Source organism: Citrobacter sp. Cpo103, from assembly GCF_030332605.1.
Taxonomy (GTDB): domain Bacteria; phylum Pseudomonadota; class Gammaproteobacteria; order Enterobacterales; family Enterobacteriaceae; genus Citrobacter; species Citrobacter portucalensis.
This window is the reverse complement of sequence record NZ_JAOWHO010000029.1, coordinates 534,009-552,394: the sequence shown is the minus strand read 5'-3', so window position 1 is coordinate 552,394 and position 18,386 is coordinate 534,009. Positions and strand designations below refer to the sequence as shown.

Annotated in this window: 16 protein-coding genes; all 16 read right to left on the bottom strand. The window is 52.0% G+C overall.

The window, feature by feature from the left end; genetic code table 11:
- Positions 1-49: 49 nt before the first annotated feature.
- The 16 genes from rfbD to wcaE all read right to left on the bottom strand — a co-directional run bounded on the left by rfbD (position 50) and on the right by wcaE (position 18,382).
- Positions 50-949: a dTDP-4-dehydrorhamnose reductase gene (gene rfbD / locus OGX89_RS11255; RefSeq protein ID WP_125112552.1), complete on the bottom strand. Its 900-nt coding sequence runs from the start codon at positions 947-949 to the stop codon at positions 50-52.
- Complete coding sequence (gene rfbB, locus OGX89_RS11250) at positions 949-2,034, bottom strand: dTDP-glucose 4,6-dehydratase (RefSeq protein ID WP_125112553.1); 1,086 nt, start codon at positions 2,032-2,034, stop codon at positions 949-951. The genes rfbD and rfbB overlap by 1 nt, the downstream gene beginning before the upstream one ends.
- A gap of 369 nt (positions 2,035-2,403) precedes the next feature.
- On the bottom strand, positions 2,404-3,297 hold the full coding sequence (galF, locus tag OGX89_RS11245) for a GalU regulator GalF (protein WP_125112554.1): 894 nt from the start codon (positions 3,295-3,297) through the stop codon (positions 2,404-2,406).
- Between the two features lie 165 nt (positions 3,298-3,462).
- Complete coding sequence (wcaM, locus tag OGX89_RS11240) at positions 3,463-4,857, bottom strand: colanic acid biosynthesis protein WcaM (protein WP_125112555.1); 1,395 nt, start codon at positions 4,855-4,857, stop codon at positions 3,463-3,465.
- An 11-nt stretch (positions 4,858-4,868) separates the two neighbouring features.
- Positions 4,869-6,089, bottom strand: a complete 1,221-nt coding sequence (gene wcaL, locus OGX89_RS11235; RefSeq protein ID WP_063940480.1) for a colanic acid biosynthesis glycosyltransferase WcaL — start codon at positions 6,087-6,089, stop codon at positions 4,869-4,871.
- Positions 6,086-7,366 carry a colanic acid biosynthesis pyruvyl transferase WcaK gene (wcaK, locus tag OGX89_RS11230; protein ID WP_003834242.1) on the bottom strand — a complete coding sequence of 427 codons (1,281 nt, stop codon included), beginning with the start codon at positions 7,364-7,366 and terminating at the stop codon, positions 6,086-6,088. The genes wcaL and wcaK overlap by 4 nt, the downstream gene beginning before the upstream one ends.
- Before the next feature lie 23 nt (positions 7,367-7,389).
- On the bottom strand, positions 7,390-8,868 hold the full coding sequence (gene wzxC, locus OGX89_RS11225; RefSeq protein WP_125112556.1) for a colanic acid undecaprenyl disphosphate flippase WzxC: 1,479 nt from the start codon (positions 8,866-8,868) through the stop codon (positions 7,390-7,392).
- Between the two features lies 1 nt (position 8,869).
- Complete coding sequence (gene wcaJ, locus OGX89_RS11220; RefSeq protein ID WP_008785190.1) at positions 8,870-10,264, bottom strand: undecaprenyl-phosphate glucose phosphotransferase; 1,395 nt, start codon at positions 10,262-10,264, stop codon at positions 8,870-8,872.
- A gap of 54 nt (positions 10,265-10,318) precedes the next feature.
- Positions 10,319-11,689 (bottom strand): colanic acid biosynthesis phosphomannomutase CpsG, encoded by a 1,371-nt coding sequence (cpsG, locus tag OGX89_RS11215; protein ID WP_125112557.1) that lies wholly within the window; start codon positions 11,687-11,689, stop codon positions 10,319-10,321.
- 127 nt (positions 11,690-11,816) lie between these two features.
- The gene (gene cpsB / locus OGX89_RS11210) at positions 11,817-13,253 is read right to left on the bottom strand and encodes a mannose-1-phosphate guanyltransferase (RefSeq protein WP_125112758.1); all 1,437 of its coding nucleotides are present in this window, start codon (positions 13,251-13,253) and stop codon (positions 11,817-11,819) included.
- The gene (wcaI, locus tag OGX89_RS11205; RefSeq protein WP_003834255.1) at positions 13,253-14,479 is read right to left on the bottom strand and encodes a colanic acid biosynthesis fucosyltransferase WcaI; all 1,227 of its coding nucleotides are present in this window, start codon (positions 14,477-14,479) and stop codon (positions 13,253-13,255) included. The genes cpsB and wcaI overlap by 1 nt, the downstream gene beginning before the upstream one ends.
- A complete protein-coding gene (locus tag OGX89_RS11200) occupies positions 14,476-14,955 on the bottom strand; it encodes a GDP-mannose mannosyl hydrolase (RefSeq protein WP_003834256.1) in 480 nt (159 codons plus the stop codon). The genes wcaI and OGX89_RS11200 overlap by 4 nt, the downstream gene beginning before the upstream one ends.
- Positions 14,956-14,957: 2 nt before the next feature.
- Positions 14,958-15,923 carry a GDP-L-fucose synthase gene (gene fcl, locus OGX89_RS11195; protein WP_125112558.1) on the bottom strand — a complete coding sequence of 322 codons (966 nt, stop codon included), beginning with the start codon at positions 15,921-15,923 and terminating at the stop codon, positions 14,958-14,960.
- Positions 15,924-15,925: 2 nt separating this feature from the next.
- The gene (gmd, locus tag OGX89_RS11190; RefSeq protein WP_003036748.1) at positions 15,926-17,047 is read right to left on the bottom strand and encodes a GDP-mannose 4,6-dehydratase; all 1,122 of its coding nucleotides are present in this window, start codon (positions 17,045-17,047) and stop codon (positions 15,926-15,928) included.
- 24 nt (positions 17,048-17,071) lie between these two features.
- A complete protein-coding gene (gene wcaF / locus OGX89_RS11185; RefSeq protein WP_003834258.1) occupies positions 17,072-17,626 on the bottom strand; it encodes a colanic acid biosynthesis acetyltransferase WcaF in 555 nt (184 codons plus the stop codon).
- Between the two features lie 9 nt (positions 17,627-17,635).
- Positions 17,636-18,382, bottom strand: a complete 747-nt coding sequence (gene wcaE, locus OGX89_RS11180) for a colanic acid biosynthesis glycosyltransferase WcaE (protein WP_069219547.1) — start codon at positions 18,380-18,382, stop codon at positions 17,636-17,638.
- Between the last annotated feature and the right edge of the window lie 4 nt (positions 18,383-18,386).

Here is an 18,386-nt window from a genome sequence, read left to right as displayed (position 1 = left end):
TCATCATCTCTTTGTGTACAAAATGCCCGCTCACGGGCATTAAAAAGGTTCAAATCGCCGTCGTCGTGAACAACTCATTCAGCATACGTTTTACACCAACGTCCCACTGCGGTAATACCAGACCAAAGTTATTCTGGAATTTGTCGGAGTTCAGGCGAGAATTTGTTGGGCGGCGTGCGGGTGTAGGATACGCACTGGTCGGCACTGCATTTAACTGGGTCAATGCCAGTTCAATTCCTGCTTTACGGGCTTCGTCGAACACCAGTGCAGCATAGTCATGCCAGGTCGTGGTTCCACCCGCAACCAAGTGGTAGAGTCCAGCCACGTCGGGTTTGTTCATCGCAACACGGATAGCATGCGCCGTACAGTCAGCGAGAAGTTCAGCCCCGGTTGGCGCACCGAACTGGTCATTAATCACCGAAAGCTCTACGCGCTCTTTTGCTAGTTTCAGCATCGTTTTCGCAAAATTATTGCCTTTACCTGCATACACCCAGCTGGTTCTGAAAATCAAATGGTTGGCGCAGTGCGTCTGAAGCGCCTTTTCTCCCGCCAGTTTGGTTTCACCGTAGACATTAAGCGGCGCTGTAGCGTCCGTTTCGCGCCATGGTGTTTCGCCGGTGCCAGGAAAAACATAGTCCGTGGAGTAGTGCACCACCCACGCCCCGATTTCTGCGGCAGCTCTGGCAATTGCCTCCACACTGGTCATATTAAGCAACCGGGCAAATTCAACTTCGGACTCAGCCTTATCTACTGCTGTATGGGCAGCTGCGTTGACGATAACGTCAGGCCGGATACTACGTACGGTGTCTGCCACGCCCTGTGGATTACTAAAGTCACCACAATAATCAGTCGAATGTACATCTAACGCAATCAGGTTCCCCAGCGGGACTAGCGCACGTTGCAATTCCCAACCCACCTGGCCCGTTTTACCAAACAGCAGAATATTCATTACTGGCGTTCTCCGTAATTCTGTTCGATCCACGTCTTGTAGGCGCCGCTTTTCACATTTTCAACCCATTGCGTATTCGACAGATACCATTCAACAGTCTTACGGATCCCGCTCTCGAAGGTTTCCTGCGGCTTCCAGCCCAGTTCACGGCTGATTTTCTCAGCATCAATCGCGTAGCGACGGTCATGCCCAGGGCGATCCGCGACATAAGTAATCTGATCGCGGTAGGAACCTTCCTTCGGTATGATTTCATCCAGCAGGTCGCAAATAGTATGTACCACGTCCAGGTTTTTCTTCTCGTTATGACCACCGATATTGTAGGTTTCACCTACAACTCCCTGAGTCACAACTGTGTACAACGCTCGGGCGTGATCTTCGACATAAAGCCAGTCGCGAATCTGGTCGCCTTTGCCATAAATTGGCAATGCTTTACCTTCCAGCGCATTCAGAATCACCAGCGGGATTAGTTTTTCAGGGAAGTGATATGGCCCGTAGTTATTGGAACAGTTGGTGACAATTGTTGGGAAGCCGTAGGTGCGCAACCATGCGCGAACCAGATGATCGCTTGAGGCCTTTGAAGCAGAATATGGGCTACTCGGCGCATATGCTGTCTTTTCCGTAAACAGAGACAACACGCTACCGGCAGATACTTCGTCAGGGTGTGGCAGGTCGCCATATACTTCATCTGTGGAGATATGATGGAAACGAAATGCCTGTTTTTTATCTGCATCCAGCTCGTTCCAGTAGCCACGAGCAGCTTCCAGCAGTACATAAGTACCGACGATATTCGTTTCGATAAATGCTGCTGGCCCTGTAATGGAGCGGTCAACGTGACTTTCAGCTGCCAGGTGCATCACCGCATCCGGTTGATGAGTGGCAAAAATACGCTCCATTGCCGCTTTATCACAGATATCCGCGTGTTCAAAATAGTAGCGATTATTTTCGCTGACTTCGGCAAGGGACTCCAGGTTACCGGCGTAGGTAAGTTTATCGACATTAACAACGGTATCCTGAGTATTTTTAATAATATGACGAACTACTGCAGATCCAATGAAACCCGCTCCACCAGTAACTAGTATTTTCACGTTTAATTCCGAATATCGTTTATACGAATACTATTAATATGCTGGCACATAATGCACGTTTCTGGGCATTACGCACGCTACCGCCCCTGGCTTTGCAGCAACCAGAGCACTACTTAATGATAATGATGTAACTAGCCTCACCAGTTAGCGCGAAGCTATCTAAAATTCAAACGCTAATTGTCTTACCAAATGCGACCAGAAACAAGAAAAAATCCAACAAAAAACAGATTAAACTTGGTAGGTTAACTTATTGTAATCCTTCATTTTTAATATAAAAAACGACAGTAACATTCCATTGCTTAAAGCATAGAAGCTGGGATGTTAACTGCCGCTATTTTTTCTGGCTTGCCGTCACAAAGACGTGAACTTCTATTCGCTCAGTAGATTCTCGATGCTCTTACGGAACTTCGGACCTTCCTTCAGATTACGCAGTCCATACTTAACGAATGCCTGCATGTAACCCATCTTCTTGCCGCAGTCGTAGCTGTCGCCTGTCATCAGCATAGCATCAACAGACTGTTTTTTAGCCAATTCTGCAATAGCATCAGTTAACTGAATACGCCCCCAAGCACCTGGTTCAGTTTTTTCCAGTTCTGCCCAAATATCAGCCGAAAGCACGTAGCGCCCTACGGCCATCAGATCGGAATCCAGCGTTTGCGGTTGGTCGGGTTTTTCAATGAACTCAACGATACGGCTGACTTTACCTTCGTTGTCCAAAGCCTCTTTGGTTTGAATAACAGAGTATTCAGACAGATCACCTTCCATACGTTTAGCCAGCACCTGACTGCGCCCGGTTTCATTGAAACGTGCCACCATGGCAGCGAGGTTGTAGCGCAACGGATCCGCACTTGCGGTATCCAGAACGACGTCAGGTAATACCACGACAAACGGGTTATCGCCAATGATAGGGCGAGCACAAAGAATGGAATGCCCCAGACCCAGCAACTGAGCCTGACGAACGTTCATGATAGTCACGCCCGGAGGACAGATAGACTGAACCTCGGCTAATAACTGGCGCTTAACACGCTGCTCAAGGAGTGATTCGAGTTCGTAAGAGGTGTCGAAGTGGTTCTCAACCGCGTTCTTAGACGCATGAGTCACCAGAACGATTTCTTTGATACCGGCAGCTACAATTTCGTCGACAATGTACTGAATCATCGGCTTGTCTACGATCGGCAGCATCTCTTTAGGGATTGCCTTCGTGGCTGGCAACATGTGCATCCCCAGACCTGCTACCGGAATAACTGCTTTCAAATTAATCATTAAGTCATTCACCTATTCAATTGTTGCTGAATTATAGCTTTTTAGCTTGTTTTAGCCAGTATGAATTACATTACTCCGATGCCGCGTATGTTACGCCGCTTAACTGCGGAATGCAGTAATCTTAATCCCAGGCGGGTATAACTTTTGCCAGGAATGGTCGCAAAGTTACCTCCCCTGCCCCGGCAGTCGAAAATTCACCGCTTCGACATTCACCACCTGATGGTTTACCCGATCGATGTCAACTGAACTTTGCCCGCTTTCGTTTACCGCATGTACGTTGGCCAGTGAGAGTAGTGTGTCCTGTCTGGCCATAAACTTGCCGCGCACATCCTGGCGTAGATCGAAGTGCATCTTTAGCGCGGGTCCTGTTGCGGATTGCTGCATCACTCTGATGTTACGTAAAAAAAGGTGCTGCGGTTGGTTGTGCAACTCAAGCGTGGCTCGCTTCATCTCAACGTTGGTGATGGCCACGAACGACGTTGCATTACCTGATGAGATCTGAATGCCGCGTAATTTATATTCAAGTTTTGTGTTATCCAGATGGATATTATTTAACTTAAAGTTCTGCGGAATGGATAAATATCGTCCTTTAATAACACCGTAGCCAATGAGCATACCTGCGCTATTTTCCATATTGATATTATCAATCACGAAATTATCACAGCCATAAATAGCGATCGTCGCATTATCGATGCCCGCTTTCTTACTAAAATCTGGGGTAATATTTCGTGCAGTGATATTACGAATGATAAAATGTTTGCCGTTCTCTACATGGACTAGCTGTCGACAGTCGGTACCGGTGATATTCGCCACGACAAAGTTTTTTACCGCCAGTTCATCGGGATAGGTATTGTCATAGGTACTGCCCGCCAGTCCAATGCCGATGCCCCAGTTCACATTGCCGTTGGTACAGTTAATACGTTCAATGACATGATCAGAAATGAGGATGTTGCTGTCGTTGATCGCCACATTCCACTCAATGGCATCTCCCTGTAGATCGCTAAAACGGCAGTTTGTAATCTTTACGCCGTCCATCCGATTATGAAAGCCCTGACGCAGAATCCCATAGTTAGCACGTGTGACGGTAATATCCTGAATAGTCAGATTGCGCATCAGCCTCGGTGTTTTGCCGCCGATATAGATTTGCGTCACTGGCCCGAAACCACTCATGGCAATCCCTTTTATTACGCAGCCCGAACCGCGCACATCGAGGGTAACGTTCCTCAGGCTCCCGCCCTGCTCGCCCATCACCTTACATCCATCCTGCAGAATAAAGCGCCCTCGGCCATTGCCGCTTATTCGCCCTTGGAGGTGTAGCGTTTTGCCAGGAGGAATAACGATAGCGGTATTGAGATCCTTACATTCCAGTCCTTTGGGTACGACTACCGTTTGTCCTTCTTTGAACGCCTGCCTGAAAGAAGCGACCCAATCCTTTGGGTTGTAATCCTGAATGTTGACGCTGTCCGATGATTCAAGCGCCCGGACAACGGGAGAATGCAGCACGACAAGCGCAGAGCCTGCCGTCAGAAAAGTACGGCGTGAGAGTTTGTTCTCTGACATACAACCTCGATTTACATCGTTTGCAGCAGGCTGGCTAACTGTTTATTGATAGCTAACTGATTAAATTCAGTTTCAATTTTTTCGCGCGCGCACTGCACAATCGGCTGTACCTGCTCACTGTCGAGCAGGCTAAATGCCGTTAAACGCTCTGCCAGTGCCTGCGCGTCATTTTCCGGTGCCAGCCAGCCAGACTTGCCCGACTCGACCAGCTCAGGGATCCCACTGTGAACGGTAGAAATCACCGGAATACCTACCGCCATCGCCTCCATCAGCGCCACCGGGATCCCCTCCATATCGCCGTCTCTTCCGGTAATCGACGGCAGTAAAAATACATCCGCCTGCTCAAGCATCTCCTTTACCTGATGACTGGGCTTAAAGCCAGGCATCTCAATCACGTCATCAAGTTGATATTGCTCGATCAGCGTACGTAAACGACGCTCCCAAGGGCCGATACCCAGGATGCGATAACGAAATGAGACGCCCTGCTCTTTTAACTGTCGACAGGCTTCGATGGCGACGTGCAGTCCTTTTTTCTCGGTTAACCGGGCGACAGAGATAATTTCCAGCGGTGCAGCTGGTGCTTTCAGTTGGCGAGGGGTAAAACGCGTCATGTCGATACCCATACGCGAAACCGCGATTTTTTGCGGCGGGCATCCCATGTTTTTTAAACGTCCGGCCCAGAGATTGCTGATGGGTAACATCAAATCTCCACGTTGAAACAGTTGCTGATACTCAGGGGTATAGCGGGTAAGCACATCCCGATGCGAAACATCGACGCCGTGAAAAACCGTGGCGATTTTTCCGCGGATCATCCCAAGCTCACGCAGCTTGGCGGCGGTTACGCCTGCCGGCCCAAAATGAGCAATAAAGACATCTGCCTGAAACGCCTGCGGATTCCCGCCGCAAATAGCCGCCAAAATCAGATTGCGCGCCTCCTCGCCATAGCGTGCAACATTAAGCGCCTTCCAGGTCGCTGCGCGGGTGAGACCGTGCAGAGCCGCCGCGGCCCTATATTTCAGCTTCGCCAGTTTGCTTTCCGGTTCATTGAGCAACCAGCGCGTTTTTTCACCCAACCGGTAGGTATTAAATGAGGCATGCGTATTTTCAAGATCGCCCTTCTGCAAAGCGACAATCTCCACGTCGTAGCCCATATCGATAAATGCGGTTATCTGATTGAGTACAAAGGTCTCAGAAGAGAGCGGAAATTTAAGCAGGAAAAAGCCAATCTTCATTTTTCCCCCTCAATACGCGTTAAAACCGACTGCACCATGTGTACCCCGCGTTCGCGTTCGCGTGTCACAGCATCCCCAAGCCGTATGTTCAGATCAGGTAACTGTCCGAGGGTATCGGCGACCTTTCCTTCCAGACTGCCATCGAGCAGGTGGCGAATATCGACAGCCATCTCCGGTAACCCCAACTGTTGCATAATCCCTGCCGATTTATGCTCGTAGTTAATGGCGATGGCTGGCGTCATAAAATTCATCGAGATGATGGCCGAGTGCAAGCGAGTACCCACCGTCAGATCGCATGCTCCCAGAATCTTCCCCATCTCCAGATCGTTAAGTTCATCCATCACCACGTGATATCTGGACGAATCGTTAACATACTGGCGCAGGTTTAACGCCACCATGCGATCATCTTTGTTGTAACTATCAATACCGGTGCAGGTTGACAGTGCAATCACCTGGTAACCTTCATCGAGGATGCGGTTCACCACCCCGGCAAAGGCTTGCTCATAGGCCTGCTGCGTTGTCCCCAGACGCTTATCAAAAGGGGCCAACTCGCGTAATGTAATGGCAACGGTCTTCTGTTTAGCCGCCATATCTAACCAGTGCTGTACCGCATAACCTGGCTCAAAATCCTCATGATGATTGTCGACCAGCCAGGCCGTATCCACGCCTGTTTCAACTTTATCCGTGGTAATTGCGCTGCGCTTCATCAGATCAAGACTGACGGATTCACGTAAAATCAACGCATTACAGTGACCAAACACGTAGTTCGCCAGTTGATTAAACTGCTCATCCTGGAATGGCCCCACGCTGTGACCAATCATGTACAACGGTTTTTTCGCCATAAACGAACACAGGGCATGTTCAAACTGCGGTACGCCATACAGATCGACAAAGAACGATCCGCCGACCTGGATGATGGCGTCATAGCGCGACAGCAGACGAACAAAATCGGTAAAACCCTGGGCGATAGCGATATTGCGCAGATTACCGGAGTCGGTAACACGCGAGAGCAGTACCTGATGCTGATAGCGGCGACGCAGCACTTTCTTCACGCGCCCCATAACACCCGCTGCGTTGTTGTGTTGCTTCATCTGCGAATACAGCGGATCGCCCATCACCGGGCGGTTCAGCAACCATGAGGAGCTCACCGGGTAACGGCTCATAACATCCACTTCAGTCTCAGGACGCAACGCGTTAATGGCATCCAGCAAACCGCGCAGGATCGCGCTATCCCCTCGGTTCCCGCAGGTATGGTTGCCCAAAATTAATAGTTTCATTATGACCTCTTAAAGCGTTGTTCTTATCCTGCACGGAGCAAGGTTTTCATTTTTTCACTGCGACAGAGCTGGCGTTTTATTTCCACCACCAGCGGATGACGCGACAGCACCATCATTAGCGCAAACGCCAGCGCCCCTGCCGCTATCTGGCTCCCCAACAACACGCCCAACGACAGTTGCCCATGCAGCAACACACCCAGCGCATAACTCACCACAAGGGTTGGCAAGGAGAGATACAACGGCAGCCAAAGACTGAGCATGTACTGGCGGTAGCTGGGGCCAAGAACAGGTTTAATCATCACGAAATAGCTGAGGACTGTGTTAATCACCTGGACCAACAAAAAGCCCAGCGTCACGCCAATTGCCCCGGCCAGATGTCCACCGATGAAAATGGCGGGAATAAACAGAAAGGTTTTGAACACATTGAATTTAAAGCTGATATCAACCCGCGCTTTCGCCATCAAAAGCGATCCTATTGGATTCCCCACCGAGCGCAGCAGCCCAACAATGCACAGCAGTTGCAGGATGGGGATAATGCCGTTCCACTTCTCGCCGAATACCAGCGGCACCACGTTATTCGACACCACCATCAGTCCCAGCAGCGCCGGGAAGTTGATAATCCCAACCACCGACAGCAGCTTGTAAAAATTCACTCGCAGCTTTTCACTGTCGTCCTGGATTTTGGCAAACGCCGGAAACAGCACGCGGGTGATAATCGGGTTCAGTTTGATCGGGGGGACAACCGCCACATTCCAGGCGAGATTGAATCCGCCCGCCACGCCAGCTCCCAACGTGCGGGCTAAAACCAGCGTGGAAAGGTTGGTATTGATGTAATTGATGATGCTGTCTGCCGTCAGCCACGCACCAAAACACAGATTCGACGAAACCGATGCCAGAGAAAAATGCAGCCCCGGACGGTAAATCCGGCGACCAAAATAGCCGAACAGCAGCGTACGTAGCGTACTGTTTACCAGATACCCGAGAATGGCCGTCAGTGCGAGCGGCCAGAAATGGGCGCTGACTACGGTAAAGGTAAAACCGGCCAGTACCGAACTGGTTTCAATCATGCCAATTTTGTTGAAGGCCAGCTCTTTTTGCATCAGCGCGCGAAACTGCTGCCCGTGCGGTATCACCACAAACGCCAGTGATAAGGTTTTGATGAGCGGTGCCAGTTCTGGGTTATTGAGCACATGGGCAATCGTCTCGCTCAACAGAAACATCGCCACGCATACCACGATACCCATCCCAACGTTGAGCCAGTACAGCGTGGTCAGTTCAAGATAGCCAATCTCTTTACGCTGAATAATTGAGTTGGCGATACCAAAGTCAGACAACGTATCGGCCAGCGCGATGATCACCAGCGCCACGGTTAACAACCCGAACTGGTGGTTATCAATAATCCGTGCCAGTACGGTCATCTGGATAAGCCCCAGACCAATGATGATCACCGTGGCAATCGCCGACCACTTTGCGCCGTTAAGCGTTTTTTCTCGTAAACTCATGTTAATACGCCGCTTTGTTGACAAAGCCTTTGAATACCGTCAGAAAAACAATTTTGATATCGAACCACACGCTCCACTCGCGAATGTATTCGAGGTCAAATTCCACACGTTTTTCCATTTTTTCCAGCGTATCGGTTTCACCCCGCCAGCCGTTGATTTGCGCCCAGCCGGTAATCCCCGGTTTCACCTTATGGCGTAACATGTACCCCTCGATCAGTTGGCGATACTGTTCGTTATGCGCTACCGCATGTGGGCGTGGCCCGACGATAGACATGCCTCCGGTCAGCACGTTAATAAACTGCGGCAGTTCATCGAGCGATGTTCGGCGCAGGAAATTCCCCACAGGGGTAACGCGCGGATCGTTTTGCGTCGCCTGCGTCACCACCGCGTCGTTTTCCATCACTTTCATCGAACGAAACTTCCAGACTTTGATCGGTTTGCCGTCCATGCCATAGCGGGTCTGGCGGAAAATCACCGGTCCTTTGGAGGTCAGTTTTACCAGTAGCGCTATGCCACACAGCACCGGAGAAATAAGCAGCAGGATCAGCGAAGCCAGCACGATATCTTCCGCGCGCTTTAACAGACGATTAATCCCCGAGAGCGGCGTGTCATACAGCGGCACCACCGGAACGCCATTCATCTCCTCAATCCGTGAATGCAGAATGTTAAAGGTAAAGACATCAGGAATAAGGATCACCGAACAGGTGGTGTCGGCCAGCTCACGAACCAGTTTTTTGACGCTGGCGCCATCGCTCATCGACATGGCGATATAAACGTTATGAATACGAGAGGCTTTGGCGTCGTCCACCAGCTGTTGCAGATTACCGGCCCAGTCGCGGGAGTTTTTTCCAGGGATAGGATCGTGATAGACCCCCGCCACTTCAAATCCCAGCCAAGGTTCATGGCGAAAACTGTCCAATAGCATTTGTCCGGCGGGCAGGTCCCCTGCCACCGCCACCCGGCGCGTGTTATAACCGCGATTACGCAACCATCCCGCGCCGTAGCGAATAAACGAACGGCTCAACACCAGGCCAACGCTGGATAGCAGATACCACGCCAGCCAGACAGCGAGACGGTTATCAAAATCGTTATTAAAGGCGATCAGACCTGCGCAAAAAATCAGACTCAGCGTCCAGTTTTGCAGCAACAGCACCAGCTCAGTGGAAATTTTGACACCGCGCCAGGAGCGATAAAAATCCGTTATGCCACCGAGCATCTGAAAAACGACCAGCGTGATCAGCGCCACCAGCAGGTGCATGTACAGGAAAGGCAAACCGCTTAATTCGCAGATTACCCACAACCCGCCAAACATGATGGTGATATCTGAAAAGCGTTGCACCATCGAAATTAACGACGCATTGGTTTTGGCGCGTTCGCGCTTTTTTAGATGTGTCATCGTGGTTCCTGTTAGTCACCCTTTGCCCAGCTTCGGGCAAAGGAAGCACCAGCATTACTGATTCAGTAATGCCAGAAGAGTGCGCGTTCGCGCTTCCATCAACGGAATATCTCCGCGCGATTCCACGTTCAGGCGCACCACCGGTTCGGTATTGGATGAGCGTAAATTAAAGCGCCAGTCGACAAACGACATGCTGATACCGTCCGTTCTGTCCACCGACAACGCCTCACGGGAAAAATGCTGCTCCACGCGCGCAATCGCCGCCGTCGGCTCTGCCAGTGTACTGTTTATTTCTCCGCTCGCCGGGTAGGCCACCATCCGGTCACGAACCAGTTCGCCCAGCGACTGCCCTTTCAGACACAGCAGCTCCGCCACCAGCAGCCACGGGATCATTCCGCTGTCGCAATAGGCAAAATCGCGGAAATAGTGGTGCGCGCTCATTTCACCGCCATAAATGGCATCTTCACGGCGCATCCGCTCTTTGATAAACGCGTGCCCGGTTTTAGACATCACCGGTTTACCGCCTGCCGCCGTCACCACATCCACGGTGTTCCAGGACAGGCGTGGGTCGTGGATAATTTTCGCCCCCGGATTCTTCTCCAGAAACGCTTCCGCCAGCAGGCCGACAATGTAGTAGCCTTCAATGAACTGACCTTTTTCATCGAACAGGAAGCAGCGGTCAAAATCACCGTCGAAGGCAATCCCCATATCCGCGCCGTGTTCAATCACTGCATTGCGCGTGTCGGCCCGGCATTCCGGCAGCAGAGGATTGGGAATACCGTTGGGGAAGTTGCCATCCGGCATGTTGTGAATTTTGATGAACTCGACCGGCGCGCCCAGCGCCTTAAAACGGGCTTCAATGGCGTCAACCACCGGACCTGCCGCGCCGTTGCCGGAATTGAGCACCAGCTTCATCGGTTTCAGGTTGGCTGGATTGATGTAACCCAGCAGGTGGTCAATGTAGGCATCACGGGTAGTAATGCGCTGGTAGCGGCCACGTTTTGTCTCATCAACCGCCGGGAAGTCATTGGCTTCCGCCAGGCGCTGCACGTCGCGCAGACCGGTATCACCGCTGATGGGCCGAGCCCCTTCCCGCACCAGCTTCATGCCGTTGTAATCCATCGGATTATGGCTGGCGGTCACTTCAATACCGCCGTCAATGCCCAGGTGGAAAGTGGCAAAATAAATCTCTTCGGTACCCGACATGCCAATATCCAGCACATCCACGCCTGCATCCTGCAGTCCTTTCGCCAGCGCCAGCTTCAGCGTCTCACTGGTCAGGCGCACATCGCCACCGAGGACAATGGTTTTTGGCTTCAGTAACTCACCGTAAGCGCGGCCAATACGCCACGCGATATCTTCATTCAGCTCTTCGCCCAGCCTGCCGCGAATATCGTAGGCTTTGAAACAGGTTAATTTCGTCATGATTTACCCTTCTTCAGGCAACAGTTAGCCCTCTCCTGACTGGAGATATTTTTCAAAAAATGACTAACCGTTCGTTTGTAGGCCGGATAAGGCGTACACGCCGCCATCCGGCAACGATGATGTTGTGTTAAGCGCGCCCGTATCTGTCCGCAAACCGCACCACATCATCCTCATCGAGATAAGATCCGGAGCGCACTTCAATCAGATCGAGCGGGATTTTCCCCGGGTTCTCCAGACAATGGGTCGCCCCCAGCGGAATATAGACAGACTCGTTTTCAGCGAGCAGTTTAATGTCGTCATTGATTGTCACCTTCGCGGTACCAGCCACCACAACCCAGTGTTCAGCCCGGTGATGATGCATCTGCACGGACAATCCCTCACCGGGTTTAACGGTAATCCGCTTCACCTGGTAACGGTCTCCGGCATCAATAGAGTCGTACTTGCCCCATGGACGGTAAACTTCACGGTGAATATGGTGTTCATGGCGTCCGTCAGCTTTAATTTGCTCCACCACTTTTTTGACGTCCTGCACCGCGTTGCGATCGGCTATCAGCACCGCATCTTTGGTCTGCACCACCACCAGATCCTTCACCCCGACGGTCGTCACCAGGCCAGACTCGGCATACACGTAGCTGTTTTCCGTTTTATGGCTAATGACGTCACCATGATGCACATTGCCTTCAGCGGTATGGGCGCTGATTTCCCACAGCGATGACCAGGAGCCAACATCGCTCCAGCCTGCGTTCATGGGCATAACCACCGCATCGGTCGTACGTTCCATTACCGCATAGTCCACAGACTCTTCCGGGCAGGCGAGAAATGCCTGTTCATCAACGCGGATAAAATCAAGATCGGGGTCAACCGTACTCATGGCGTTTTCGCAGGCCTCAAGAATGTCGGGGCGATATTTTTTCAGTTCTTCCAGATAGCGCCCGGCCCGGAACAGAAACATGCCGCTGTTCCAGTAGTAGTCGCCGCTCGCCACGTAAGCCTGCGCGGTTTCCAGATTGGGCTTTTCAACAAACTGCGCCACCTGAAAAGCCACGGCGTCAGTATTGGATGGCGAAACCTCGCCGCGACGTATATAACCATAGCCGGTCTCCGGCTGGTCCGGCACGATGCCAAACGTCACCAGCTTACCCGCGCTGGCATAGGGCATCGCATTGCGAACCGCCTCGCGAAATGCCTCCTCGTCGGCAATCATGTGATCGGCCGCCAATACCAACAGCAGCGGATCTTCCCCCGGACTTTGACGTTTTGCCGCCAGCGCGGCCAGTGCTATCGCCGGTGCCGTATTGCGCCCGGCGGGTTCGAGAATAATATTCTCAGTCAGCTTGTGCAGTTGTCGTAGCTGTTCCGCCACAATGAAACGGTGTTGTTCATTACAGATAACCACCGGGCTTTCGCACTCCACGCCGTTCAGACGACAAATCGTTGTCTGCAGCATGGTGAGGTCGCCTTTCAGGCACAGGAACTGCTTTGGATACAACACGCGGGACAGAGGCCATAAACGGCTACCCGAGCCACCGGCCATCACCACCGGAAAGAGTTTGCTTTGACTCATCATGTACCCCGAATATCTGCAATAAATTGGCTCAGCACGTTTTCTTTATCCAACGTGCGTTCGGCATACTCACGTGCCACCGTGTTCACTTTTGGCATGGTTAACGCCTGTTGAATCCCGCCAACCAGCGCATTCATTGATTCAGGTTCGACACACACCGCGATGCCTGGGTGAGCGTCACACAGCTGACCCAACTCGGTCTCAGGTTCGGCGGTAATCACCGCGTTACCGCCAACGGCGAGGATATTGGTCAGTTTGGAGGGCAATACGGCATCCGCCGCACCGCGCTTTTGTACCACCAGATGGCAGTCCGCCATCTTGAGCAGCGCAGGCAGCGCGTCATAAGATTGCAGCGGAAAGAACATCACATTGTTCAGGCCGCGTTCACTAGACATACTCTCCAGCCGCGCTTTCCCCCCGCCCTGCCCGACAATCACAAACAGCCAGGGCTGTTCGCTCAACAGGGCCGCTGCGTCGATCACACTCTCCAGCCCTTGCTTTTCACCGATATTGCCTGAGTAGAGAATGATTTTTTTATCATCAGGCAAGCCCAGTTGCTGGCGCAACGCCAGAGCATCGGCATCGTTCACGTCACGAAAACGTGTTACTTCTGACCAGTTCGGAAAGAAAATGACCTTCTGTGCATCAACGCCCTTCTCCTGCGCTTTATTCATCATTGAGCGAGAAATGGTCGAAATATGATCCATATTCAACAGCCCACTGCGCTCAAAGGCGCTGGCCAGTTTTGCCACCGCGCCACGCTTGCCTTTGCCCGCCATGCCAAGCCCCAGCATGGCATCGACTTCGTAATCCTGAATATGCAGCAGCGTGCGCGCCCCGGACAGCTTCGCTAGCAGGCGCATGCCCGGCGTACAAAACAGCGTTGGCACTACCCCAATGATGCGATCCGGCTTCCAGCGGCGCTGCGCCAGCAGCGGGAAGAAACTGCTCAGGGCAAAACTGCCTAGATGCAGCACGCGCTTGAGCGTAGAAGGCTGCTCAGGTACATACAGCGGGCAACGCCAGACGATGGCATCGCCCTCTTCACGACGATAGCGCCAGGATGAATAGCGACCGTTGACCTTCCACTGCGGATAATAAGGCGGCGCAGTGATCACCCGTACGTCATGCCCCTGTTGCGCCATCCACTCCACCATTTCACCGGTGTATTTACCGATACCGGTCAACTCCGGCGAATAGTTGATGCCATACACAAGGATCTTCATAGCCCGGGTACTCCGGCCTGACTCTTCTCACAGAAGTAAGCCCGGCTGTTGTCGTGCACGTGGTCACTGGTCAGAATCTCTTCAATTGCCAGCCAGCGGTACGCGTCATGTTGAACGTCAGGCAGCTGCAGGTCGTTTTCCGACACCCGCAGACGAAATCCCAGCACGATGTAATGCGTTGAGAAATCTTCCCCGGAAAAGTTGTCGTCATAGAAGTGCTGCCAGACCCCGTAAAACTCTGCAGCGGACAGCGGTAAACGTAACCCCAGCTCAGCGCCAGTCAGCCGCTCAAAGGCCGCGCGCAGCGGTTCATCTTTTTGCACCCGACCACCGGGCACGAACCAGTACCCCTGCGCCGGACGATTGAGGCGCTTGCCAAGCAGAAATTCGCCGTGGGCGTTTTCCACGATCAAATCGATGGAAATCAGCGGAGTTGAACGTACAACGGTGGCAAAATCCTCATGACGTAAAAACATGCTTACCCCCGGTAACGCTGCTGGTTTTCAAGGAACCACTGATATGTACTGGCAAGCCCCGCTTCCAGAGATATCTCGTGATACCAGCCCAACTGATGCAGACGCGTAACGTCGAGCAATTTGCGCGGCGTGCCGTCCGGTTTGCTGGCGTCAAACACCACGCGCCCCTTGTAACCCACAACCTGCGCGATGGTCTGGGCCAGTTCACGGATGGTGCAGTCCACGCCAGTGCCCACGTTGATATGCGACAGCATTGGTTGGGTATATTCCTGCAACACTTCCTGAGCCAGCTCCATCACGTGGATACTGGCCGCCGCCATATCGTCGACATGCAGAAATTCACGCATTGGCGTCCCGCTTCCCCACACCACCACATCCGGCGTATTTTGCTCGCGAGCCTCATGAAAGCGGCGCAGCAGAGCCGGGATCACATGCGAATTACTCGGATGAAAGTTGTCATGCGGTCCGTACAGATTGGTCGGCATCACCGAGCGATAATCACGGCCATACTGCCGGTTATACGATTCACACAGCTTGATACCGGCAATTTTGGCAATCGCATACGGTTCATTGGTCGGTTCAAGAGTCCCCTGCAACAGTTCACTTTCAGCGATTGGCTGGGTGGCTTGCTTGGGATAAATACAGGATGACCCGAGAAACAACAGTTTATTCACGTTATGCAGATGCGCTGCATGAATAATGTTGCTCTCAATCATCATGTTTTCATAAATAAAATCAGCAGGATAAGTATTGTTTGCCACAATCCCCCCTACTTTTGCCGCCGCCAGATAAACCTGATCAAGGTGTTCAGTGGCGAAGAACGCCTGCACCGCACCGGCGTCCAGCAGATTAAGCTGGTCGCGGGTACGCAGCACCAGCTCTACGTTATTTCGCTGCGACAATTGTCTGACGATGGCGGCCCCCACCATCCCGCGATGGCCCGCCACAAAAATACGTTGTGTCTTCATCCTTAGTACTCCAGCGCGATAGCGACCTCGTAACCGTGCGACTTGAGCAGGGAATGTTTCTTCGCCGCATCAAGATCGTTGGCAACCATTTCCGAGATCATCTGGCGCAGTGTGATTTCCGGTTTCCAGCCCAGTTTTTCATGGGCTTTGGCCGGATCGCCCAGCAGCGTTTCCACCTCAGCCGGACGGAAGTAGCGCGGATCAACGGCAATCATGACATCCCCGGGTTTCACCCCCGGCGCATCGTGTCCGGTCACAGAAACCACGATGCCTTTCTCATTCACGCCCTCACCTTCAAAGCGCAATTTAATCCCCAGCTGAGCGGCCGCCATTTCTACAAACTGGCGCACGGAATACTGCACGCCGGTGGCAATCACGAAATCTTCCGGCTTATCCTGCTGCAGCATCATCCACTGCATCCTGACGTAATCTTTGGCATGCCCCCAATCGCGCAGTGAATCCATGTTGCCCAGGTACAAGCAAGACTCCAGCCCCTGAGCGATGTTGGCGATCGCCCGGGTAATTTTGCGAGTAACAAAGGTTTCGCCGCGGCGCGGAGACTCGTGGTTGAACAGAATGCCGTTACAGGCATACATCCCGTAAGACTCGCGGTAGTTGACGGTTATCCAGTAGGCGTACAGCTTGGCAACGGCATACGGCGAGCGCGGATAGAACGGCGTGCTCTCTTTCTGCGGGATTTCCTGTACCAGACCGTACAGCTCAGAGGTGGACGCCTGATAAAAACGGGTCTTTTTCTCCAGACCAAGGAAGCGGATCGCCTCCAGCAAACGCAAGGTGCCGATCGCATCAACGTCTGCGGTGTATTCCGGTGAATCAAACGACACCGCGACATGGCTCATGGCGCCCAGGTTATAGACCTCATCCGGTTGGACTTCCTGTAAAATACGGGTCAGGTTGGAGGAGTCGGTCAAATCGCCATAGTGCAGATGAAATTTGGGATTGCCTGAATGCGGATCCTGGTAGATGTGGTCCACACGTTCGGTGTTGAATGATGAAGCGCGACGCTTAATACCGTGTACTTCGTACCCTTTTTCCAGCAGGAGTTCTGCCAGGTAAGAACCATCCTGCCCGGTTACGCCAGTAATGAGAGCGACTTTTGACATGTTATAACCTCTTCAGTGATCCCCTCAGGGAGTAACTTTCTCGACGCGTTCGCGCGTGACTACTGCGGGATTTCCCCGACAAATGACATTTGCTGGCAGCGATTTAAATACGCTGCTTCGTGCTCCAACGACGGTGCCATCGCCAATCGTCACGCCAGGCGCGACAAAGACATCTGTCGCCAACCAGCATTTAGCGCCAACCACAATCGGCGTGGCGTTAATATCAAAATGTTGACTGGCATAATCATGACTCCCGGTGCATAAATAACTTTTTTGCGAAATAACCGCGTGGGCGCCAATCGTAATATCACCTAACGTATATAAAACCGCGTCGTCACCCACCCAGGCATAATCGCCCAGGGTTAGTTTCCACGGATAAGTAATTCTTACTGAAGGCCGAATAACTACGTTTTTTCCTATTTTTGCGCCAAACATTCGTAATAAAAATGCACGCCAGCGATACATGACCTGTGGAGACCAGCGAAATAATGTTGCTTGCACCGCCCACCATAATTGCACTTTAATAGCGCCACCGCCGCGAAAACCTCCAGGCACTTCAAATCCGCTTAAATCTTGCATACTATGCCCTTACGTTTTCCCATATAAGGTTTTAGTTTTACCAGTTGTGCGCAGACGTAAATATTCTGACAATCCGGTCCAAAAACCTGGCATGTGTAATATCTGGCGCTGTACTTTTTTGGCATCCCGACACAATTCAAGATTATTCGTCGTTGACACTCCGCCCATGGAAAATTCCGACACCAACCCGCTCAGTTTTTTAAAAGCGTAACCGGACTTGTATAATTGGGCTGCCAACGCGTAATCAGACGATATTTTATATTGCAAATCATAATGCCAGACATTCAGTCCTGAGAGCGGAAAGAATATCGCCTGATGGCTGGCGGGCAAGCTGTGGTAAATATACCAACCTGGTTTTGCCCGGCGCTTAATTTTGTTGCCATTGCCGAAATCCAGCAACGCATCGCCAATGACCATGGTTTGGTCGCTCTGCGTTTTTAACTGGCGGATAAAATGTGCCGCATCCGCATGCAGAATATCCCCGGAGTTGAGGAACAGCGCGAACCGCCCGCGCGCCATCGCGATGCCTTTGTTCATCGCATCATAGATACCGTTATCCGGCTCACTGACAAACCTTAACCGGTGTTCCCCACTGAGCCCTTCAAGAAACGCCGACGTACCATCCGAGGAGCCGCCATCAACAACAATCCACTCAAAACTGATATCACCCGCTTGCGCCAGATGTGCCAGCGATGCGTGAGTTTTGACGATCCCTTCCAGATTGCGAAAGGCGACGGTAATGATACTGAGCAGCATGTGA